Source organism: Paenibacillus oryzae, from assembly GCF_001675045.1.
GTDB lineage: Bacteria > Bacillota > Bacilli > Paenibacillales > Paenibacillaceae > Pristimantibacillus > Pristimantibacillus oryzae.
Map to the genome: position 1 here is coordinate 145,452 of NZ_LYPA01000075.1, position 22,904 is coordinate 168,355.

20 protein-coding genes and 1 other annotated feature are annotated in these 22,904 nt (G+C 51.3%); of the genes, 3 read left to right on the forward strand and 17 right to left on the reverse strand.

Annotated elements, in window-relative coordinates:
• Positions 1 to 4 precede the first annotated feature (4 nt).
• Genes sfnG through A7K91_RS22395 form a run of 3 tightly spaced genes read right to left on the reverse strand, consistent with a single transcriptional unit; the run spans position 5 to position 3,766 of the window.
• Positions 5 to 1,102 carry a dimethylsulfone monooxygenase SfnG gene (gene sfnG / locus A7K91_RS22385; RefSeq protein WP_068686701.1) on the reverse strand — a complete coding sequence of 366 codons (1,098 nt, stop codon included), beginning with the start codon at positions 1,100 to 1,102 and terminating at the stop codon, positions 5 to 7.
• Positions 1,103 to 2,263, reverse strand: coding sequence for an FMNH2-dependent alkanesulfonate monooxygenase (gene ssuD / locus A7K91_RS22390; protein ID WP_068686702.1), 1,161 nt, complete (start codon positions 2,261 to 2,263; stop codon positions 1,103 to 1,105).
• A gap of 48 nt (positions 2,264 to 2,311) precedes the next feature.
• Positions 2,312 to 3,766: a 4-hydroxyphenylacetate 3-hydroxylase family protein gene (locus tag A7K91_RS22395; protein WP_068686703.1), complete on the reverse strand. Its 1,455-nt coding sequence runs from the start codon at positions 3,764 to 3,766 to the stop codon at positions 2,312 to 2,314.
• Between the two features lie 318 nt (positions 3,767 to 4,084).
• Between A7K91_RS22395 and A7K91_RS22400 the strand changes: the two genes are divergently transcribed.
• Entirely contained in the window at positions 4,085 to 4,741 is a 657-nt protein-coding gene (locus A7K91_RS22400) for a TetR/AcrR family transcriptional regulator (RefSeq protein ID WP_068686704.1), read from the forward strand.
• A 164-nt stretch (positions 4,742 to 4,905) separates the two neighbouring features.
• On the opposite strand, the gene gpr is transcribed toward A7K91_RS22400, so the two are convergent.
• Entirely contained in the window at positions 4,906 to 5,910 is a 1,005-nt protein-coding gene (gene gpr / locus A7K91_RS22405; protein ID WP_068686705.1) for a GPR endopeptidase, read from the reverse strand.
• Positions 5,911 to 6,134: 224 nt separating this feature from the next.
• Here gpr and rpsT point away from each other — a divergent pair, with 224 nt between their 5' ends.
• Positions 6,135 to 6,407 carry a 30S ribosomal protein S20 gene (gene rpsT, locus A7K91_RS22410; RefSeq protein ID WP_068686706.1) on the forward strand — a complete coding sequence of 91 codons (273 nt, stop codon included), beginning with the start codon at positions 6,135 to 6,137 and terminating at the stop codon, positions 6,405 to 6,407.
• A 76-nt stretch (positions 6,408 to 6,483) separates the two neighbouring features.
• Here the strand turns inward: rpsT and holA are convergent, their stop codons facing one another.
• The 8 genes from holA to A7K91_RS22450 all read right to left on the reverse strand — a co-directional run bounded on the left by holA (position 6,484) and on the right by A7K91_RS22450 (position 16,879).
• Complete coding sequence (gene holA, locus A7K91_RS22415; RefSeq protein WP_068686707.1) at positions 6,484 to 7,533, reverse strand: DNA polymerase III subunit delta; 1,050 nt, start codon at positions 7,531 to 7,533, stop codon at positions 6,484 to 6,486.
• A gap of 280 nt (positions 7,534 to 7,813) precedes the next feature.
• A complete protein-coding gene (locus A7K91_RS22420) occupies positions 7,814 to 8,962 on the reverse strand; it encodes an anti-sigma factor (RefSeq protein WP_068686708.1) in 1,149 nt (382 codons plus the stop codon).
• Complete coding sequence (locus A7K91_RS22425) at positions 8,959 to 9,507, reverse strand: RNA polymerase sigma factor (protein ID WP_068686709.1); 549 nt, start codon at positions 9,505 to 9,507, stop codon at positions 8,959 to 8,961. Before A7K91_RS22425 ends, A7K91_RS22420 begins: the two co-directional genes overlap by 4 nt.
• Before the next feature lie 787 nt (positions 9,508 to 10,294).
• Entirely contained in the window at positions 10,295 to 12,883 is a 2,589-nt protein-coding gene (locus tag A7K91_RS22430; protein ID WP_082967679.1) for a DNA internalization-related competence protein ComEC/Rec2, read from the reverse strand.
• Positions 12,884 to 13,025: 142 nt separating this feature from the next.
• Positions 13,026 to 13,793, reverse strand: a complete 768-nt coding sequence (locus A7K91_RS22435) for an MBL fold metallo-hydrolase (RefSeq protein WP_245697758.1) — start codon at positions 13,791 to 13,793, stop codon at positions 13,026 to 13,028.
• Between the two features lie 243 nt (positions 13,794 to 14,036).
• Positions 14,037 to 14,567: a deoxycytidylate deaminase gene (locus tag A7K91_RS22440; RefSeq protein ID WP_068686710.1), complete on the reverse strand. Its 531-nt coding sequence runs from the start codon at positions 14,565 to 14,567 to the stop codon at positions 14,037 to 14,039.
• Between the two features lie 289 nt (positions 14,568 to 14,856).
• Entirely contained in the window at positions 14,857 to 16,149 is a 1,293-nt protein-coding gene (locus A7K91_RS22445) for a homocysteine synthase (protein WP_068686711.1), read from the reverse strand.
• Positions 16,150 to 16,228: 79 nt separating this feature from the next.
• Positions 16,229 to 16,879, reverse strand: coding sequence for a ComEA family DNA-binding protein (locus tag A7K91_RS22450; RefSeq protein ID WP_068686712.1), 651 nt, complete (start codon positions 16,877 to 16,879; stop codon positions 16,229 to 16,231).
• Positions 16,880 to 17,028: 149 nt separating this feature from the next.
• Between A7K91_RS22450 and comER the strand changes: the two genes are divergently transcribed.
• Positions 17,029 to 17,868: a late competence protein ComER gene (gene comER / locus A7K91_RS22455; protein ID WP_068686713.1), complete on the forward strand. Its 840-nt coding sequence runs from the start codon at positions 17,029 to 17,031 to the stop codon at positions 17,866 to 17,868.
• A gap of 70 nt (positions 17,869 to 17,938) precedes the next feature.
• Here comER and leuS read toward each other — a convergent pair whose 3' ends face one another.
• The 5 genes from leuS to A7K91_RS22480 form a co-directional block, all read right to left on the reverse strand.
• Complete coding sequence (leuS, locus tag A7K91_RS22460; protein WP_068686714.1) at positions 17,939 to 20,377, reverse strand: leucine--tRNA ligase; 2,439 nt, start codon at positions 20,375 to 20,377, stop codon at positions 17,939 to 17,941.
• Positions 20,378 to 20,435: 58 nt separating this feature from the next.
• Positions 20,436 to 20,676, reverse strand: a binding site (T-box leader).
• 120 nt (positions 20,677 to 20,796) lie between these two features.
• Positions 20,797 to 21,216 (reverse strand): hypothetical protein, encoded by a 420-nt coding sequence (locus tag A7K91_RS22465; protein WP_068686715.1) that lies wholly within the window; start codon positions 21,214 to 21,216, stop codon positions 20,797 to 20,799.
• A 115-nt stretch (positions 21,217 to 21,331) separates the two neighbouring features.
• Positions 21,332 to 22,096 carry a GNAT family N-acetyltransferase gene (locus A7K91_RS22470; RefSeq protein ID WP_068686716.1) on the reverse strand — a complete coding sequence of 255 codons (765 nt, stop codon included), beginning with the start codon at positions 22,094 to 22,096 and terminating at the stop codon, positions 21,332 to 21,334.
• A gap of 4 nt (positions 22,097 to 22,100) precedes the next feature.
• On the reverse strand, positions 22,101 to 22,415 hold the full coding sequence (locus A7K91_RS22475; protein WP_068686717.1) for a hypothetical protein: 315 nt from the start codon (positions 22,413 to 22,415) through the stop codon (positions 22,101 to 22,103).
• A gap of 35 nt (positions 22,416 to 22,450) precedes the next feature.
• On the reverse strand, positions 22,451 to 22,645 hold the full coding sequence (locus A7K91_RS22480; protein ID WP_068686718.1) for a YwbE family protein: 195 nt from the start codon (positions 22,643 to 22,645) through the stop codon (positions 22,451 to 22,453).
• Between the last annotated feature and the right edge of the window lie 259 nt (positions 22,646 to 22,904).

The following is a 22,904-nucleotide window of genomic DNA, read 5'->3' on the forward strand; positions in this document are numbered from 1 at the left end:
TCCCCTACTTTACTGTTTCCCGTCCGGCACAAGCGCCCGCAGCCTGCTCCTCCCGGTCTCTTACAAGCGGAATAACGCGTCTCCCAAAAGCCTCCAGCTCCTCGTCATAATGAAGAAATCCCGTCAGGATCAGGTTTATGCCGATATTCTCCAGCTCTCCGACCCGTTCAGCCACTTGATCCGGCGTGCCGATGAGTCCTGTTTTGAAGCCATCGTTAAACTGCACCAAATCCTCAAAGGAGGAGTCTGCCCACATCCCCTGTCCTTCCCGAGAGGCTGCGCCTGCCTGGCGGGTCTGCTTCCTGAACAGCTCCACCGCATCACGGTCTGCATTCTGGATAATCTCCCTGAGCTGCGCTTTGGCTGCCTCCTCCGTCTCCCTGACGATAACAAAGGCATTAACGCCAAAAGATATGCTCCTTCCGGCATCCTCGGCATAACTCCGAACCTCGTCGATTTGTTGCTTCAACTCTGCAAGTGTGTTGCCGTTCATCAGATAATAATCCGAAGCCCGGCCCGCCATCCTTCTTGCCGCCCTGGAGTTGCCTCCTTGAAATACAAGCGGTCCGGCAGCCTGAAGCGGCTTTGGCTGGTATTCCGCCTGTCTCAGCCTATAGAAATCACCGCTGAATTCCGCTTTTTCATCATTCCAAAGCTTGCGCAGCACCGTTATAAACTCCTCCGAGCGGCGATATCGCTCCTCATGATCCAGCCAGGGCTGGCCCAAAGCAATATATTCATCCTTCAGCCAGCCGCTTACCACATTAATTGCAGCCCTTCCTCCGCTCACATGATCGATGGTCGTCAGCATTTTAGCCACTATCGCAGGCGGCCACAAGCCAGATGCCACGGCTGCGATCAAGCCGATTTTCTCCGTTTTTACCGCAAGCGCAGCGGCAATGGTCAGCGATTCCCACTGCTCGGTGGAATCGCTGCTCGCAATAAAGCGGGTTGGAAGCAGGATGTGGCTGTAGCCAGTTTCCTCTGCAATGCGAGCATACCGAACATTATCCTCAAACGAGCTGCTCGTCCTGCCGGGCAGCTTTGTTGCAAGCAAGCCGTTATTTTCCAGCGGAGCCCAATAGCCGAATTGCATAACCATTCAGGCGCCCTCCCTATGCCCGGCCGCCGTTTTTGCCGCCCCGGGCAATAAATTGCTGGCGATCATCTCGCCGAACGGGCTGACATAGGCGGGATGGCCGCTGCTTGCAGGCGCCAGATTTAATTGGGGGAACAACAGCTCTGCCGTGCGGTAAGCCTCCTCCAGATGCGGGTAGCCCGACAAAATGAACGTTTCGATGCCAAGCGCCTCGTATTCCCTCATTCGTTCAGCCACATTTTCCGGGCTGCCAACCAGCGCTGTTCCCGCTCCTCCCCGCACCAGCCCGATCCCCGCCCATAGATTGGGACCAATTACGAGTTTGCTGCGATCTCCTCCATGCAGCTCCGACATGCGACGTTGTCCCTCCGAGTCCATGCGGGCAAAAATGCTCTGCGCCGCCTGAATGGTCTCATCGTCAAGATGGGAAATCAGCTCGTCGGCCGCAGCCCAGGCTTCCTCCTCCGTAGGCCGCACGATCACATGCAGCCTGATTCCAAAGCGGAGCTTGCGCCCATGCGCCTCTGCCCGGCTAGTCATTACGGCAATTTTTTCCTTAACCTGCTCCAGCGGCTCTCCCCAGGTGAGATAGACATCCACATGCTCAGCCGCCACCTCCATGGCGGCTTGGGACGAACCGCCGAAATATAGCGGAGGATGCGGCTTTTGGACGGAGGGATACAACAGCTTGCCGCCGGCCACCTTCAAATGTTTCCCTTCATAATCAACCTGCTCCCCCTTCATCTCCTTCCGCCAAATATCAAGAAATTCATCGGTCATGCCATACCTTTTGTCATGATCCAGAAACAGCCCTTCCCCTGCCATTTCCACGGGATCGCCACCCGCCACTACATTTATGAGCAGCCTTCCCTCCGAAAATCGATCCAGCGTTGCCGCCATCCGCGCCGCCGTCGTGGGAGACATCAGCCCTGGCCTGACCGCCACTAGAAATTTCAGTTTTTTGGTCACTGGGACCAAAGTGGAAGCAACAACCCAGGGATCTTCACACGACTTGCCCGTTGGCAGCAGCACGCCCCCAAACCCGAGCTCATCGGCCGCTTGGGCAATTTGCCGGCAATAGGCAAAGCTGACGGCCCGCGCACCCTCTTGCGTACCCAGATGTCTGCCGTCGCCGTGCGTCGGAATAAACCAGAAAACTTCCATCGGTTTTTCTCCTCCTCTTGATTTCTCTCCATCCATACGTTTGAATCGTCAAATCGTAGATGCTCCCATTTTGCTGGCATCCTTCACCAGCCTCCATACCGGGTCCGTTAAGGCCTGTTTATTAAACTGGACATATTGCGAGGCATAGTTGCGGACCGGATCGCCGGCATAAAATCGCTCATAAAGCTCATGCCGCGAACCCAGCGGACTGCCGATCAAATCCCACGCCAGCTTGTAAAGCTGGACCTTCTTCTCTGCACTAACCGAGGCCCCTTCGAAATAAAGATGCATAAGCCCCGATATCGGGCCATAAAAATCTTCAACGCCTGATGGCGCTTGAACAAAACCTCCCCCGCCAACCTGCTGCAATATTTCGATAGCACGGGGGTAAAAGCGCGTCCCGATATTTCTTGCCGTATCGATATAGCTGAGCTCCGGCACCAGCACCCCGTTTTCATTGCGCTTGGCCTTCGTTTCAGAAGCCAGCACTAGCGCTTTCATGACATCTATCTGGGTCAGCAGCTCGCCCAGCTTTTCCTGAACGTGCAAAAAGCCGTCCGCACCAATGGATTCCGCAACCGCAAAAGCAACCCCCGCCACAAATTCAAGCTTGGCTACGTAACGCACAATGTTTTGATGGAACGCCAGGCCGTTGGCCGTCCGATTGGCTCGAAGACTCAATACCTTTTCGGTGTCGCCATGCAGCAGCACCCTTTCCCAAGGAACAAACACATCATCAAAAAAGAGCACGGCATCCATTTCTTCATATCGGGAGCTAAGGATATGGTTTTGCTCGTGGCTATCGGCAAACGACTCCCGACATACGATGTGAAGTCCTTTGGAATTGGCCGGCACCAGCAGAACATGGGCATGCTTCTTCTGTTCTGCGCTGAACTTGAGAAACGAAAAAATAACAAAATCATGAGTGTAAGGCGCCCCTGTCGCAATCATTTTGGCGCCGCGAATGACGATACCTTCGCTGGTTTCCTTGACGATATGCAGAAACCGCTCCGCAATCCGGCTATCCTCCAGGCCGCTGGAGCGGTCGATCTGGGGATCGATAATAGCGGTTGTCAGAAACAAATCGCCATCGCGGGCATGCTCGTAATAACTCGATATTTTGGCGGCAAAGCCGGTATCATAACGGGCAATTTCATGGCGCGCTGCGTACCATCCCGTCACCAGAGAACGTGCATAATCAGACAAGCGGCTCATCATTCCGTGCGTTTGCTGTGACCAGCAGGAAAAGGCTTCATGACGCTTTTGCAAGTCCTCCGCCGAATAAGGGATAAGGAACGAACTGTGCGCATAGCGATTTTGCCCTGGAACCAAATACCCGACCTTCTCCCGCTCCTCCGGATTATCCAGAAGATTGAACAGCGAGCGAATTGTATCCAGTGTTCCCTTGAAGGCGGGATGCTCCCGCAGATCCGACACCGTCGCGCCCTCCAGCCATACGCTGCGCCCGTCTTTCAAGCTTTCAATAAACTTGTCACCTCTCACTCCTGCGCCCTCCTAAAATAATTAGCAATTAATCCTATTGAATTAATCGTATTTGTTGTTTATTATAGATTGAAATATTTTCTATTCAAGAAACAATTTGTATCGAGATGTCGTTTAGCAAACAGCAAAGTCGCATATGTTGCTTGCGCGCTTTTTTAAACGACGAATAGCCCTATATTGTAAGTCTTAAACAAGCTCTTGTTCCGCTTCAAAACAAAAAAAGCGCAGAGAAATCAAGCCTCCTCCGCGCTCCGTGGCAGGTTTGCATTTGTTGTTTAAGCGACAGATAACATCAAAATGTAGAAGGGCGGGATTAACATGTCAGAGCGAAACAATGAGTCATTCCCCGGCGATCGCCGCATTATGCGTACACGCACAACAATCATTGAGTCTTTGCTCAAGCTGGTTCGCCGCAAGACATTTCAAAGCATTACCGTTCGGGATATTACAGATTTGGCCAATGTGAATCGTACCACCTTTTATGCCCATTTCACTGATAAATACGATTTGCTGGACAGCATGATAGAGGAGAAGCTGCAGCTTCTGAAGAAGGAGCTTATGAATAACGTGGAGGCCAGTCAAAGCGTTGATTCGGCACAACCGGAGGCGGCGGACGGGTATTATTTGTCTTTTTTCAACCATCTGGCGGAACATGAGCCTTATTACCGTATTGTTTTGGAAGAAGCCTATGCAGAGAAGCATTTCAGCGCTATGCAAAATGTTGTCAGAGATAGCTTGTACGAACGGATTCTGCGATTTGATCCCGAGCAAAAGCTGCTGATTCCCCTGGATCTTCTTCTGGATTATATGAGTGTTTCCTTAATGGGTCTTTCCCGCAAGTGGCTGGAGCAGCAGATGATTTATACACCTCGTTACATGGCGCTTCAGCTTACCAGACTATCCGCAATAGGAGCCTATCAAGCAATGGGCATGCCGCCAAACCGGAACCCTGCAAAGCGCAATCCCGGTATCTAACCCTCCAACTCCCGCTGCCAGATCTGCGGCTCATTACTGAAAGCCATTGGAACCTCGCTCGCTTTAAAACAAAAAAACCTCAACATCCACCATATAAAATGGAGATTGAGGCTTATTTTTATCCCGCTTTGTCAGCTTCAGTCTTTGCCAGACTTCAATGCCCTTCAATGCGTGTAGGCAGCAACGTTGCTGGAGTCCACTGCTTCATGCAGCGCGGCATTCAGGCCACTCGCAATAATATTGGCGATATCCTCGATAAATTCATCCACTTCCTTGGGCGTAACCAGAAGATCATGGCCAACGGGAGTTAACACCTCTCGTACCAGGCCTAATCGCTCATTTTCATCCATTCCGTTCAGCAGTCCCAAAATTTGATTTGTGTCGCCATTTTGCCGTTCAAGATGAGCCTTCATCAGTTCAAAGGCATTGCTTACAATCGTTGAGGCATAAACCACCGTTGGAACGCCAATCGCTATACAGGGCACGCCTAGCTGCTCTTTCGTCAATCCCTTTCGTTTATTGCCGATTCCGGAGCCGGGATGAATGCCGGTATCCGCAATCTGGATCGTAGTATTGACGCGCTCAAGCGAGCGGGAGGCCAATGCATCAATTGCGATGATGAGATCGGGGGAAGATTTTTCCGTGATGCCTTGAATAATGTCGCTGGACTCGATGCCCGTTGTACCCAGAACCCCTGGAGCAACAGCGCTGACAGGCCGATAGCCGGGAGCCACCTGATCTGGCATCAGCTCAAAAAAATGCCGCGTCACCATAACGTTTTCGACAACAAGCGGTCCCAAGGCATCCGGCGTTACATTGACATTGCCCAGTCCCACAATAAGGACGCGGGCCATCGGGGCTATGTTCAAGTCCTTGAGAAAGGACTCGAAATGTTTGGCAAAGGCTGTTGCCACTTTGTCCTGAAGCGCCGTGTCGCCGCCTCTTAGGCCGGGCACCTCAATCGTGACATAACGGCCCTTCATTTTGCCAATAGCCTGCTCCCCCTGCTCGTTTTGAACATGCAGCAGCGTCACCGTAATGCCGTCGCCTTTTTCCACTTCGGATGAAATGCCCGGAATGGGGCCCCCTTTGGGGGATTCCGCAAGCTCCTTGGCCTCCAGCGCCAAATCCGTTGCGACATTGAATTGCTGTAAATCGAGATCGCTCATTATGCTTCCCCTTTCGCCTTCGTTCTTGGCATTATTGTTCGCAGAGCATCATTTTTCATGCAAAGTGTTGATCAAAAAACTGTTTTGAGCTGGCAATCTGGCTTGAGGCGGATCTCGTTTCGGCATCATGCGCGTCTACTTGCGCTATTGCATTTTGACAAGTGGCGTGGTAATATATTTTAAGTTGTGTTGTCTAGGTTTATTGAAAGTAGGAGGTGAATTCCATGCCAAACATTAAATCCGCGATTAAACGCGTGAAGACTAACGAAAAACGCCGTGCTCTGAACGCTTCGCAGAAATCCGCTCTTCGCACAGCTGTTAAATCGGCTGACCAAGCGGTTGCAGGTACTGATGTAGAGACTGCTAAAGCGGCTCTTATCGTTGCTTCGAAGAAATTGGACAAGGCCGTTACTAAAGGCCTGATTCATAAAAATGCGGCTGCCCGCAAAAAATCCCGCCTGGCTAAGAGACTGAACGCTTTGTCCGCTCAAGCCTAGTATGGAAAAAATAAGAGCGATGTCCCCGGAATGGAGATACCGCTCTTTTTTATTGCTTTTTATTATGCTTCAACCTCTAAACGCTCACATCCCTACGTGTGCCATCCACGCCTAAAGATAAAAAGTACAGCTCCAGCCCCAGATGCTTATCGATTGCTCCGGTTTTCATCCCGTAATCCAGGTCGGCCAAAGCTGACAACAGCTTGCCAAGGACGGCTGGCGAAAACTTTTTGGCCTTTTCTGCCGCAAGCTTAACCGCATAGGGATGCAGCCCCAGCTGGCCTGCCATTTGCTGCGGCGAATAATGATGCTGCTCTAGCTCCTTGATTTGCAGCATAATGCGGAGCTGCCGGGCGATCAAAGCGGCAATTTTGATCGGCTCTTCCCGCTTGGTAAGCAATTGCTTGTACAGATCCAACGCGCGCCGGATTTGAAGCTCCAATGTTGCATCTACAAGCGCAAACACATCCTCCTCCAGTGAAGCCACTGTAAGCCCGCTTACCTCATTGGCGCCGATCTTGCCGCCTTTGCCAACATGCAGACATAGCTTGTCCAGCTCCTGAGACAGACCTCCCGTGTTCATTCCTATTCGGGTAATCAACAGCTCCGCTCCATCGGCATCCAGCACTCTGCCCTGCTCCGCAGCGCGTTTGATCAGCCATTGTCTCAGCTCCGCCATATCCATTTCCTGAAAAGCAATCAGCGATTTCCGATCCTTAAGCGCCTTGACCAGCTTGCGCCGTTCATCCAGCTTGTCCGATTGTACGGCAAATACCAAAACGGTATCCTCCATCGGCGCTTCCAGATAGGCCAACACCCGCTCCGGGGCATGCTCAACCTTTGCGTTTTCTTTTCCGCCCGCCGCCATAACCGTATTGTCCCGTATAAGAACCAGCTTACGCCCGCCAAAAAAAGAAGGTGTCTCCGCCTCCAAAACCGCCTCTTCAACCGCCGTTTCTGCGGTATCAAACTTAACGATGCCCATTTCCTTCTCTTCGGGAGCAAACATCATATTGCTCAAGGTATCTATAAACTGTGTCATCCGGTAACGATCCTTGCCGAACAATACATAGACTGGACGGAATTTCCCCGCCTTCATTTCTCTAAAGGCTTCCTTGGCCTCCATCCTTCATCCCCCTGATTCATCCGTTCGTATATCTTCTATCATACTTCAACAAACATAGCTCAACAACCATGACACAACAACCACGACACAACAACCATGACACAACAACAAAGGGATGACTTCCCGAAGGCAGCATCCCTTTGTCTTTATATAAACATTCGTAGGCAGCTCCATGGCACTGCCAGAGGAATGGTCATACGACGCTGCGGAACGTCGCAGACTGTTTACCTGGGTATATCATACTCAAATCCATGGCTAATGGTGACGGCTTTGCAGAAATTTAATGGTTTGCTTTTTTTTCAGTCCAGTCTTTGGCGGAAATAACGTATTTTTCGATAGCTCCTTGCCCAAGCTTGACCTCATAGCTTAACGAGGAAGAGTCCTCCGACCAGACAAGACCTCCGAATTCCCCGTTTTTGCGGGACGACTTCATCAGCTCCTCACCGGAATCCGCTCTTGTAACAACAATTGTAAAATTGTTAACCGCGGCAAAATACAATCCGTCAGGGGAAAGCGCAACTTCTTCCGAAATCAGATTATGCATGCCGCCTGTTGTCAGACTTTCCGGCATGTCAGAATTTTCCATCTGCTCCACGTTCAGAGCGGTGCTGGATTGATCGGTCATATCTTTCGCAACGGGACCGTCATATTTGGCAACGAAACGCTGATCCCCTTCATCCGCATTGGTACCTTCTCCAACGGCTCCTGTTTGCTGTACGGATTCCGGTTTGCTATCTGATCTTGTGCCTGAAGTATCTCCGCCTTCTGCAGGTGCAGCCTCTCCCAACCGCTCTGTGACTGGAGCTTGCTTCCCTTCCTGCTCGTTCGCAGCTCCCTCCAGACCAGCTTCGAAGGATTGGATGCCAACATCGTTAGTGGATGCATCTCCTCCAGGGTCTTCCGTCATGCTTCTAGCCCCGGCGGCTTCATTCTGAAGAGCAACCGAATAGGTCATATCGCCCGCAACGCCTGTGCTGTTATTTTGATTGGAGCCAAAGTTGGGAGGATACGTAATCATAAAGATACTGGCAACGATACCTGCTGCTACTACGCCGCCAATGCTGCCCCATGAACGCCAACGCTTACGGCGCCGCTGAACGCCGATGTCCGGAGCTGCTGCAGCAGGAAGAACCGTATCCGTTTCAGGCAATAAGGCATTTTCAGTATCGGTATCTGTGACCGTATCGGTATCCGTATTTTTCATTTCGTCAATACGGAGCAACTCCGGCAGGATCGCATCCACCAGACTGTAGCTGGGCGTCACTTTGGGCAAGCTTGTCAACTCCGCAGATAGCAGCTTCAGCCTCTCCAGCATTTCGGCGCATTCCGGACATTGCCTGGTATGATTCATCAAAACGGTAATCTCGCTTTCATCCAGATCATCGTCCAGTTGTCTTTGCATCAGTTCCATCACCTCTTGACAATTCATCCCCGGACGCCTCCTTTCTGATAATCATGTAGTAGCGATTGAAGTTGCTGTCTGGCCCTGAAAAGGTAGGACTTAACCGTATTAAGCGGCAGGTTGAGGCAATCGGCAATTTCATTGTAGGAGAAATCCTGCAAATATCGAAGCACCACGACGGTTCGATGATGCTCCGGCAGCTGGTCAATAGCGCTTCTTATGTCTTGAAGAGCATAGGACGACATTACCTCGTCCTCAACATCCCGCTTTTCCCTGAATACCAGCTCATGCTCGTCTATGGACACGGTTGGCTTGCTCCTTCTGAACTTATCGATACAAATATTGGTAACGATACGTTGCACCCAGGTCTTAAATTGGGCTTTTTCCTCATAGGAGCCAATTTTGGTATAAATGCGGATAAGCGCTTCTTGAGCAGCATCCATCGCGTCTTGCTCATTGTTCAATATATAATAGGCTGTCCGATAAACATGCGTTTCAATCTCTCGCAATAGAGTAATTAACGCTTCTCGATCTCCCGATTGGGCTGCTTTAATGGTGCTGAGCTCAACCACGAAGGATCCTCCTCTCTTGCAACCTTATTGACGGGCAGGTTGCTTTAAAAGTTGCACCATGATGTGCACGTTTTTTTTATTTTTAGGGCTTAACTCAAAAATTGCTGCATGCATGACAGGGCCGGGTAACCAAATCTGTCATTTTGTGTGATTTATCGTTCAAAAGGAAAAGGCAATTGCCATGAGGACGGGGCTTTGTACGATTATTCGTATAAAAATAAGTAATCGCCTCCTGGAACCGGGCATTTTGTACGATTAATCGTATAAAAATAAGGAATCACTGCCCGGAATCGGGCGTTTTGTACGATTAATCGTACAAAAATAAGTAATTGCTGCCTGGAACCGGGCATTTTGTACGATTAATCGTACAAAAATAAGGAATTGCTTGCTTGGAACCGGGCATTTTGTACGATTATACATACAAAAATAAGTAATCGCTGCCCGAAACTGGGCATTTTATACGATTAATCGTACAAAAATAAGGAATCACTGCCCGGATGCGGACGTTTTGTACGATTATCCATACAAAAATAAGGAATCGCTGCCCGGATGCGGGCAGTTTGTACGATGATTCGTACAACTAGGGTAATCTGGCCATAATGCTGCCAGCTTTTATACGAAAAATCATACAAATACGCCTCCGCTAAAATAAGACAGCCTGCCAGAATATATAAGTACCTATATAAGAGCCATATTAAAAGGTTATGCGATAAATGTTGTTCATGCCAATTTTCGAATTAAACTCCACCTCAAAGCATACCAAAAATATGGGTTTGCGTATATAGAATCATTTTGCCCAATAATAGATTCCCCTGTTATTAACACGAAAGGAAGCTTCTCCTTGCTGATCAATTCTCCAGAGCGCAACGCCTGCCGCTTGAAGTCTTGCAAGCGTGTCCGGATGGGGATGATTGTACGGATTATTAGCTCCGGCAGAGTTTACCGCAACGGCAGGCCGCCAAAAATCCAGCCAATCATCCGCCGTAGAAAATCGGCTGCCATGATGGGCAACCTTCATAATATGCAGGGCGGACTGCTTTTCGCCTAACCCCTCAACCATCATACGCATAAGCGACCGCTCCGTTGCGGTTCCAATGTCGCCTGTAAACAGGAACCTTTTGCCGTATGTCTCCAGCTCCAGCACCAGACTCTGTTCGTTTTGCTCCTTAATCAGCGGTACTCCAGCCAATCGGGCTCCCTCCGATTCAGACGGCGGCCATAATACCTCAAGCCGCGTATCCGGGTCGGGACGCCAGCTATCCCCGGCTTTTGGCGCATACAGCGGAATGCCTTTATCAAGCATTGATTGCAGCAGACTCCGCGCATCGGCCGCTTCCTTAAAGGTTCCGTTCCACCAGACGGCAGAAATCGGTATTTGCTCCATAATTGCCGCCAAACCGCGAATATGGTCGCTATCCAGATGGGTAATGACCAGCAGATCAATATGCTGCACTCCTCTTTTCAGCAGGAGCGGAACTACCACTTTTGCGCCAACTTCAAAAGGGTCCTTTCTCGTCTTCCAAGCATCCTCCGGCTTTTGAAAAGAAACAGTTCCGCCGCCGTCAATCAAAATATGCTTTCCTCCGGGTGTTCTGATCAATGCGGAATCTCCCTGCCCCACATCCATAAAGCTGATTACAGCATCCCTGTTTGCCGCATCCGGCATATACGCATATACCAACATCATGCCAAAGGCAGCGGCTAGTCCGATAAAAGCAAAACCCAGCCTCCTGGCTTTGTCCATTCCTTTTGCCGTAAAAGGATTCTCCAATGGCGGCCCTTCTGCCTCGCTGCGCTTTTTGGCGGCCTTCATGGCCTGCCATCCCCTTAATAAGGAAAACAATAGCAGCAAAAGAAGCAGCCAGGCATACACCCACCAGAGCGGCGGCGTTTTCCAGATTAACCGTAAATGATTGCTAATGCCGGTCGACATAAGCTCAACAAGCTTAAACGAAAAGTCATTGGCCCAGATGCCCGCTGAAGCCAGCGCCTTGGCCCCTCCTTGCCAAACCATCGAAACCATCAAGCTGGCGGAGCCAATCGGCAAAACGACAAAGCTGATAAACGGCACCAGCACCAGATTAGCCGGCAGAGACAGAAGATGAAAGCCGTTAAAATAATAAAGCGTCACCGGAAACGAAACAAGCTGCGCCGTGACGGATACGGCTATCAAATCCGGCAGCCAGCCGTGCTTTTTCCAGCGCGGCATACATCGTCTTAACGGCTGCACGCCTAAAATCAGACCCAGCGTTACAATAAACGAAAGCTGGAAGCTAATGTCGTTTAAAACATAAGGATTAACAACCAACAGCGCCAGCGCCGCCGCGCTAATCAAATGCAGGCCATCCTTCAGCTTGCCCATACGTGCCGCCGCAAGCCCCAGCATGGACATGATTCCCGCCCGCAGCACGGAAGGCGAACCGCCCGTTAAGAGAACATACGCCGGAACGGCAAAAAGCAGAATGAGCAATATTTTCTCCTTCGGCAGCCTTGCCAGACGAAGCAGGCCTCCCAGCACATACAGAAACACGCCGACATGAAGGCCGGAAATAGCCAATATGTGCGTCAAGCCCAGCTTCGAAAATTGGCCGAAGCGCTCAGGGTCGAGATCCTCGCGGATGCCGAGGATCAGCCCTTTCATGTACCCCGCTTGACTATCGGGGTACAGCTCGTCAAAGGCCGCGCCGAGCCAGCCGCGCGCGGCATCCACGCGGCCCAGCAGCGCGGCCGCGGTAAAGGCGCCCGCCGCAGGCTCCACCTGCGCGTCGGCGGCGCCTTGCCCCTTGAGCAGCCAGTGGATTCTCTGGCTGCGCAAATAGCGGCGGTAGTCGAAGCCGCCGCGATTGGTTGCTTCGGCGGGGGCGGCAAGCTCCCCCGCCACGGCAATGGCATCGCCGCGCTGCCAGGCTGCGGCGATTTCCTGCTCCAGCTGCTGCTGAAGGCGCAGCTGAACCATGATCCGCTCGCTGAGGCCCGTCAGCGGCGGATAACCTTCAACATGGACGCTCCGCGCCTCCATGACAAAACGAACGCGGTCGCCGTCGACCTCGACCGCGCTAACGATGACTCCGCTGGCGTTAACAGGATACGCCGCCAGCGGACCATCCAGAGCAGCGGCTTCGCGCACAGCGTCCAGCGCCGTCACATTGCGCTCGTCGGCCCAAAGCCGCTGTCCCGACGCCGCCGTCAGCGCCAGCAGGCAAGCCAGCATCAGACGGGGGCTTGCCAGCCTCCAGCCTATCGCTGCAGCGGCAAGCAAAACGCCTGCTCCTGCTGCAAGCAAGCTGCCGCGCATGCCCAGCGATGCCGCAAAAGCGCTCCCCGCGACCCAGCTCAGAGCAAACCAGAGCAAAGGCCGATTATTCATACTCATCATCCTTGCATCCTCCCATGCGCAACAAAAAAAACCTTCCAGCGCAAGCTCAAGCTTGCTCCAAAAGGTTCTTCCTTGTTTTTTTTCGTATAATTTTAACTTGCAATAACGATAGATTATTAATCAAAAACGTTTGCGCCTATCTCTAAAATATACGGACTTCCCCGTCCTCCGGAATCCACACGGCTCCATCGCAATGCTGCTCCCGCAAATATACCTCAAGCTCACGCCTGCTGAGCTTGCAGTGGTTGATGGCATCCATGTGAACGGCTGCTAGTTTAGTTTTTGGCGACAATCGGGCCAGCCGGAGCACATCCTCGCGCGTCATCGTTATGACAGCTCCCCATATCATCTGCGCTTCTCCCGTATTTACAATAGCAATATCCGGAGCATATTTCCGAAACGCCTCTTCAATAGCAGGCGTCAACATGCAGTCGCCAACAATATAAACAGAGCCTTGCTGCGCTGAATCCAAAATAAAGCCGGATACCGGTCCCAGCAATTTGCCGGTCAAGCCGTAGGCGTGGATTCCCTGAATCCGCTTGATAGAAATACCTTCCCATTCCAGACTCTCGTCCACTGGCAATGCTCTTGAAAATCCGGCAGAAAGGACTGACGCTTGATCTTTTGGCTGACATAAAACAGGAAGTCCTTTATCTAAAACAGATAGTGCTTTCTTATCCCAATGATCGAAATGGCGATGCGTCAACAAAATGGCGTCTATATCCTGGAAAACACTCAGTGGAACTGTCATTTCAACCAGCGGATTCCTGACATAATTCCGTGTTAATGGCACTGGTGAAAGTCCGCCAGCCTTGCTCAGCATTGGGTCGATTAATATTCGCTTTCCATTAATGACTAAAATTGATGTGGCATGTCGAATATGATGAATGGAAACAGTTATGCAAAGCAACTCCTTAATTAACTAGGGCGTGTCTGAATACTCCGAGTGGTAGTGCCGATTTTTTGTCCCAAGCAAGGAAGTTTTGTGCAGGCTTACCGGCGGTAAGTCAAACAAAACGGACTTAGCAGGGGGCGAAAAGGCGGTGCAAGATGACCTCAAGCGGGTTTTCAGACGCGCCCTAATTTGTCGTTTACAAAAATGTAATGCTCCAGCATTCCGCAGCATTTCCCCTACTGGGGCGATCGCCTTTTTTTACGGGATAACAGCCATCTGAGCCTGCTCGGGAGGCGCATAGGATTGCAGCTGGCGAAAAACAATTCCCTTTTGCTCCATAAGGCTATACACCTTAACGCTGTCCTTGGGGTAACTCCTATGATAAACAATCTCCACCACTCCGCTGTTTGCCAGCATATTGGCGCAGGTCCAGCAAGGCTGGTCCGTTACATAAACCGTCGAGCCCTCCCGATTCGCCCGGTCGGTGAAAAGCAGAAGATTTTGCTCTGCGTGAATGGTGCGTATGCAGCGCTGCTTGCGAACAACCTGCTCCACGCCATCCGTAATATTAACTTCAATTTCTTCAGCAATCATGCACCCGGCATCGGAGCAATCCGGCACTCCCATCGGAGCGCCATTGTAAGCTGTCCCCAGCAGTTTTTTCCCTTGAACGAGAACAGCGCCGACATGTCTTCGAGGACAGCGTGAACGAGTCGAAACCATATAGGCGATGTCCATAAAATATGTATCCCAATCCTTGCGCGAGGCATCATTTCCGGTTTCAGCCATTTGTGCGCGCCCCCTTCCGCTTTTGGCGGGCTTGTCCGCCGCTATCTATTGATGTTCCCTTATTATACTTCATAAATCCGCTGCCTTAAAGACATGCAAAGATAGAGCAAAAGATCAGTAGCTTATTGCAGCCAAAATTACTAACCATTCAACTGAGGATTAAAACATAAACATGACTTTCTGTGAGCGTGTTAGAGCAGCTGGATGGTTCAGCTTCAATATAAAGAAGCGCTGTCGCTTGTCCGACAGCGCTTCTTTATTGGAAAATAAGTAAAGCAACAGCTGCCGATTAAGCCTGGCTTGCCGCGATAGCCTGCTCCAGATCCGCTATGATGTCGCGAATACCTTCGGTTCCGATGGACAAACGCACCATTCCCGGCTCTACGCCGGCAGCAAATTGCTCTTGCTCCGACAGCTGCTGATGAGTCGTGCTGGCCGGATGGATAATCAGCGACTTGGAATCGCCGACGTTAGCCAGATGCGACAGCAGCTTCACGGAATTGATGATTTTTTTGCCAGCTTCTATTCCGCCTTTGATGCCAAAGGTTAGAATAGCGCCTTTGCCGTCCGGCAAATATTTCTGAGCCAGCTCGTAGGACGGGTGGCTTGGCAAGCCCGGGTAATTGACCCATTCAACCGCTTCGTGAGCTTCCAGGTATTCAGCCACCGCTTGGGCGTTGCTGCTGTGGCGCTCCATGCGGAGATGCAGCGTTTCCAGACCCTGCAGCAGCAGGAAGGAGTTGAACGGAGACAAAGCTGCTCCCATATCACGAAGCAATTGCACGCGGGCTTTAATGATATAGGCGACAGGACCAACCGCGTCGGTATAAACGACGCCATGATAGCTTGGGTCTGGCTCGGTCAAGCCAGGGAACTTGCCGCTAGCCTTCCAGTCGAACTTGCCTCCGTCCACGATGATGCCGCCGATGGACGTGCCATGCCCGCCGATAAATTTTGTGGCGGAATGAACAACAATATCTGCGCCATGCTCAATCGGGCGGCACAAATACGGGCTAGGGAAGGTGTTGTCCACAATAAGCGGAATGCCGTTTTCGTGAGCAATTGCGGCAACCGCCTCCAAGTCGATTACATCGCCTTTAGGATTGCCGATTGTTTCTACAAACACCGCTTTTGTTTTGTCGGTAATAGCGGCGCGGAAGTTTTCCGGATTTGCGGGGTCCGCAAATTTAACCGCTATGCCCAGCTTGGGCAGCGTATGGGAAAACAGGTTGTAGGTTCCCCCGTACAGGCTTGTGGAGGAAACAATTTCATCTCCCGCACCAGCGATATTCATGATAGAATACGTGATCGCGGCTTGTCCGGAAGCAACGGCCAGCGCGGCCGGGGCACCTTCAAGCTCTGCAACGCGCTTTTCAAAAACATCCGATGTCGGGTTCATAATGCGCGTATAAATATTGCCGAACTCCTGCAAGCCGAACAAACGGGCTGCATGGTCCGTATCCTTGAAGCCGTACGACGTAGTCTGATAAATAGGAACGGCCCTAGACTGCGTTGTCGGATCGATTTCTTGACCTCCGTGGACGGATAGCGTGTCTAGCGAAAGCTTTTTTTCCTCTGACATGGTCCTGATCACCCTCCAGCTAATTGCTTCTGCATTTAACTGCCGCTTTAAAGTGGCTGTCCTTTCCATTATCTCACAATCAGCGGTTTGCTACAACGCTTTCTTTCAAGCCCGCCAACAGTTTATCGCCAATTCCCTTAACCCTGAGCAAATCATCTACACTGAGAAAAAAACCATTCAACTCGCGGTCTCGAACAATCGCAGCAGCCTTGGATGGCCCAATTCCCTTTAACGTCTCCAGCTCCGCAGCGGTGGCGCGATTAATATCCAGCTTGCCAGCATTGCTACTGACAGGACCGTTTGGTTCGCCTGACACTACAGCACCGCCGCTATCTTTGCCGTTTGGACCATCATCTACACTAGCAGCGGCGGCAGTTTGACTGCTGCTTTTGTCCCGTGCAGATGCACTCTCCTTTGATTCAGGCTTCTTTTCACTCCTTGCCCAGAGGCCGGCATCCTCCACTCCGTCAAGCTTTGCTTGCAAGGCATCATTAAGCGGCACCCACTCCCCGCCCGCGCCGCTATCCTCTCCGCTAAATGCGAGCAGCAGCAAAACGACGGCGCCTGAAACGCACAGCAGCCCGGGCAGCTTGGTGCGCAGCAGCCTGGCGGACAACAGCCGTTCTACGCCCCCTGCCTTTGCGGCTGGCTGGCGCCCGCTATATCGATGTTGTCCGCTGTTGGTTTTGCCTGAAAACCATTTGCAGAGCTTATCTGCAGCTATTTTCATAACTTCCATCCTTTCACGGATTTCTGAATGTAAAAGCATTTCAACTTACATGTACCAATCTGCAAAGCATTGACATATGGAACAAGTCCCCCTGAATATCTTTTAAAGAATATGGAAATGTTCACACTCTGGCACGGGGGGTTTATGCCATGAAGGTTGGATTTATCGGAACAGGCTCCATGGGGAGTCTGCTGATCGAGGCGTTTATGACATCCGGAGCTCTGCTGCCCGCGGAAGTGACGGTTAGCAACCGCACCTTTTCCAAGGCTCAAACCTTTGCAGAGCGTTATCCAGGCATTAAGGCCGAGTTTTACAATGCCGATACGGCCCAGGCCAGCGACATTGTGTTCATCTGCGTCAAGCCTCATGAATTCATTCATGTTGTAAAGGACATCCGGCCTGTTATGACGCCCGACAAAATTGTTGTATCCATTACAAGTCCCGTTCTTGTTTCCCATCTGGAAGGCGAGCTGAACTGCAAAATCGCCAAAATCATTCCCAGCATTACGAATCTGGTATGGAGCGGATCGGCGCTTTGCATTTACGGAGACACAATGGAGGACCGGGACAAAAAAAGGCTTGAGGCGTTGTTCGATCATATAAGCGAGCCCTTGCGGATTGAGGAGAGCTACACCCGCATCGTTTCCGACTTGTCGAGCTGCGGTCCTGCATTTATGGCTTTTCTGCTGGAACAGTTCGTCAATGCCGCAGTCGAGGAAACCGGCATTCCGCGAGAATCCGCTCAGCAGGTTGCATCCAATATGCTGCTGGGAACCGCGCTACTACTGACGGAAGGCCGCATGACCCCGGCCGAGGTGCAGGAGCGGGTTGCCGTGCCGGGCGGCATTACCGCCAAAGCGCTTAAGCTGCTTGAACGCAAAAGCAGCGGCATGTTTCAGGATTTGATCGCAACAACGCATGCCAAATACCGTGAGGATCTTATCAAGGTATCCACCTCCTTTTACGGCGAAGAGGTGAACGGTCAATAGCTGTTCTTCAGCTAAAGTCCGCTCACCTCTTCGGTTTGCGTTTTACTTATGGACGGGCGCCATGCGCCCTTTAGTTGGCGACAATGTTGACAAGCTTGCCCTTAACGGCTACAACCTTGCGGACCGTTTTGCCCGCAATCAGCTCCTGCACCTTTTGCAGATCCTTGGCAAGTGCTTCCATGTCGGCTTGATTTGTATCGGCAGCGATGGATAAGCGCTCTACAATTTTGCCATTGACCTGAACAACAATTTCAACCTCCTGATCTACCGTCCAGGCTGCGTCGTACGATGGCCACTGGCTGTACGTGATGCTTTCTTTTTGTCCAAGCATTGCCCACAGCTCCTCTGAAATATGCGGAGCGATCGGGGACAACAGCTGCAGGAAGTCGCGCAGCGCTTGTTCCGGCAGAACCTCGGTTTTGTAAGCTTCGTTGACAAAAATCATCAATTGGCTGATGACTGTATTGAAGCGCAGGCCTTCATAATCCTCGCCAATCTTTTTGATGGAGCGATGCCATACGCGCTTGAATTCGTCGCTGGTTTCGCCATCCTTGCTCAGCTTGGATGTCAGTGTGCCGTCTTCGTTTACAAAAAGCCGCCATACGCGGGCCAGGAAGCGGTACGTGCCTTCAACGCCGTTTGTATTCCATGGCTTGGTCGCCTCCAGCGGCCCCATAAACATTTCGTACATCCGCAGCGTATCTGCGCCATATTCACCGACAATATCATCCGGATTAATGACGTTGCCGCGGGATTTGGACATTTTTTCATTGTTCGTGCCCAAAATCATGCCTTGGTTAACCAGCTTGTGGAACGGCTCCTTCGTGTGCACTACGCCGATATCGTACAGCACCTTGTGCCAGAAACGGGCATACAGCAAATGAAGCACGGCGTGCTCGGCGCCGCCGATATACAGATCGACAGGCAGCCATTCCTTCTGCTTCTCCGGCGAACAGATTTCCTTATCGTTTTTGGGATCGATAAAGCGCAGGTAATACCAGCAGCTTCCCGCCCATTGCGGCATGGTGTTTGTTTCGCGTCTGGCCTTCATGCCGGTTTCGGGATCAACGGTGTTGACCCAATCTGTCACATTCGCCAGCGGAGACTCTCCCGTGCCGGAAGGCTTGATGGCGTCTACGTCAGGCAGCAGCAGCGGCAGCTGGTCCTCTGGCACGGTTTTCATTGTGCCGTCCTCCAGATGCAGAATCGGAATCGGCTCGCCCCAATAACGCTGGCGGCTGAACAACCAATCTCGCAGACGGTAAGTCACTTTGCCCTTACCTTTGCCGTTTTGAGTCAAGTAGTCGATCATGGCTTTGATCGCATCTTCATTATTCAGGCCGTCAAGGAAGCCGGAATTGACATGCGGTCCTTCTCCTGTATATGCCTCTTTTGAAACATCTCCTCCTTGCACAACCTCGATGATTGGCAGGTCGAATTGCTTCGCAAACTCCCAGTCGCGGGAATCATGGCCCGGAACCGCCATAATTGCGCCCGTACCGTAACCTGCCAGCACGTAATCCGCAATCCAGATCGGCGTTTTTTCGCCGTTTGCGGGATTGATCGCATACGCTCCCGTAAATACGCCGCTTTTTTCTTTGGCCAGATCCGTCCGTTCGAGATCGCTCTTGCGTGCGGCAGCTTCCTGATAGGCTTCAACCGCGCCGCGCTGCTCCTCTGTAACGATAGCGGCTACCAGCTCATGCTCCGGAGCCAATACGCAATAGGTTGCTCCAAACAGCGTATCAGGGCGTGTCGTAAATACAACCAGCGACTCCTTGCGCCCTTCGATAGCAAAGGTCACTTCCGCGCCGGTCGATTTGCCAATCCAGTTGCGCTGCATATCCTTGATGCTTTCGGACCAGTCCAGCTCCTCCAAATCCTCGAGCAGGCGTTCCGCGTATTCTGTAATTTTAAGAATCCATTGGCGCATTGGCTTGCGGACGACGGGATGGTTGCCGCGCTCGCTTTTGCCGTCGATAACCTCTTCGTTCGCCAGCACCGTGCCCAGCGCTTCGCACCAGTTGACGGGAACCTCTGCCACATAGGCAAGGCCGCGTTTGTACAGCTGGATAAAAATCCACTGCGTCCATTTATAATAATCCGGGTCCGTTGTGCTGAATTCCCGATCCCAATCATAGGAAAAGCCCAATGATTTGATCTGGCGGCGGAAGTTATCAATATTTTTGAAGGTGATGTCGCGCGGGTGCTGCCCGGTATCCAGCGCATGCTGCTCCGCCGGCAAACCAAATGCATCCCATGCCATAGGATGCAGCACGTTAAAGCCCTTCATCCGCTTGTAGCGGGATACGATATCCGTTGCCGTATAGCCTTCCGGATGGCCTACATGAAGCCCTGCGCCGGATGGATATGGAAACATATCAAGGGCGTAGAACTTCGGCTTGCCTTTTTCCTCTTTTGTCTGAAACGTCTTGTTGTTGTCCCAATATTGCTGCCACTTCGGTTCGATTGCCAGCGGATTATAGCCGTGGCGATGCTCATGACTCATGACATACATCCTCCTAGTCGTAGAAAAACATAAAACCTCCCGCCCCCAGCGGATTAACGCTAGGGACGAGAGGTTATTCTCCCGTGGTACCACCCTAGTTAGCTCGAACATGCTCTGTCCGACGCTCACTCAAAGCCCTTAACGCGGGCTGAATCGGTGCATATGCCGCCATGAGCAATCATGTCGGTCTTGCACAGCTCCAAGGCGAGCTTCCTTCCGCATAAGGTCCGGTTTTCACCAAAACACCGGCTCTCTGAAACCTTCATAACGGATGTACTATTCCTCTTCAACGCTTATTTATTGGAAAAATCAATATATACGATTATATAAGGCAAATCATGCTCATGTCAAGCAATCCGACATGCCCCGGCCGTTTTCCCCATCCCGTGTTATCAATTTTGGAACCACGCAGCTAATGGTTATTGCGATGGTTTTGCATCCTCGGCATAATTGACCTTCCCGGTCACAAAAATCAATGTAATGGCGAGCAGCAATACTGCGTGCAGCACAGCGCCGGGAAGACTTCCATACCCGCTTATAAAAAAACCGATCGTCCAAAGTCCCAATGCAGGCAGCTGAATGACAAACAAGAAGGACAAGAGCAAAATCATCTGGCCGTCGTTTATTGCAGTCTTCATGCGCGAGCGGAGTGCAAGGGTAACAAGAAGCACAGCTCCCAGCCCCATGGAGGCTTTGCTCCAAAAGGATGTTGCGGCAAGCTCCGAGCCTTGCTCCATGCCCAGCAGATCCTTGAAATAAAAACCGTCATTTAAATACATCCATCCCGCCGCCAGCGACATCAGCCCGACCACTGCAATCAGCCAGTTTTTGTGATTCATGTCATCTCAGCCTTTCTCATAAAATAGCATTCATTGTAAATCTGCCATTTTCATCAGTATATACCACAACTGACGGACATATACGAAGAAAGGTTGCATAGGCCGGGGATGGTGATTATTGGCTGGCGACAGATTTGACCCTATACCAGTATTCATAGACGGTTTGAAAGCCTAGCTTGCTATAAAGGCTTAGTGCAGCGCTGTTATCGTCGACAACTAGCAGATAGGCCTTGCTCGCGCCGCTCTGCTTCGCCCAATTCAGCAGATGCAGCGTTAGCGATAACCCGTAACCCCTGCCGCGATAATGAGGATCAGTCATAATGTCCGATAAACCCGCCCAGCCGTCCTCCAGCACGATATTGCCGAATGCCACGGGCTTGCCGTCAACCTTGAGGGAAGCAAAACATTGGTTAAGCGGCTGTCCGAAAAAAAGCTTTCGTTTTGTTTCGAGCTGCGTCGCGCTCAGCCCCTTCAGCTCTGCAAGCTGCCGGAGCCATATATCTCCGGCTTGATCGGAGAACTCCGCCTCCGCATGAACCGGCGACGGGAGAGAATCAAGCTCCAGCGTTTGAACCAGCACATGCTCGGCTTTCCGGTAGCCCAGCTCCTCCAGCCGGCCATCCAGATTTTCGGGATGGGAAAAAGGAGTGATTTTAAAAACGGAGTCCATCCCTTTTTTCCTGTAGAACCGTTCGCAATAGGCTATTTTATCATCCAGCGGCATGGAATGTCCGTATATCGGATTAATGGAATTGGATCGTTTGGTATAGCCCTCCGAAACGCGAAGCAGCCAGCCGTCATAGAGAACCGACTGCAATGCAGGCCAACCGTTTAGCGAAATTTCTTCGATACGTTTATTGAGATGATAGGTATCTCCCATTTCCTTATCTCACCGTCTCCTTTATGCCAAAGCGCTGTATTATCCCCTGCTGGCCTGCCTTTTTCAGAATAGCGGCCTGGCGCGGGCCAAACAGGTCAAAATGGGGGTATTCCCCCCGTCGATGTATGTAACGCGGCTCCAGTCCATGATCTCTGCACCATGCCGCCAGCTTGTCCAGATTGGAGCAGCCAACCTTGGTCACTGTCTTCATTTCCGGAAAACGCTCGTCCAGCCAATAATGCGTCAAAAACGCGATTTCGCCCTGTGCTACGGCAGATTTCCAAGCCTGAAGCTCTTCTCTTTTAATGCCAAATGCCATTCTTCAGCCTCCCTGCCGCTGCTCCACTACCGGATTTATTCTATAATTTCTTTGACTCTTCCCACCGCTCCGTCGCTTAATCTGACTTTAATGCCGTGGGGATGGGATGGCGAGTTGGTCAAAATATCCTTAACCACCCCTTCGGTAAGCTGACCCGTTCGCTGATGCTGCTTCAATACGATCCGCACTCGCTGCCCTGCCTTGATGGATGTTCGCAATTTGCCGTCCATACTATCCTTCATTCCTTTTCATCAAAATAGCTGGCTATTAAAGGTGGTTCAAAAAGCCCGCTTTCCATTACGACGCATGCCTTGCGGCATGATCAGCATCGAACATGAAATTCATCCGAAATGTCCGTTGCTCACTTAGCCTCCACTAAGCTCCGCTACTCCCTTTCTACCTTCATTCCATCTTCTCGGTACTGAAAACCGATCTTTTTGAACTTACATTTTTAACATAACACAAGCAATTCGGAGATGCACTTGTCTT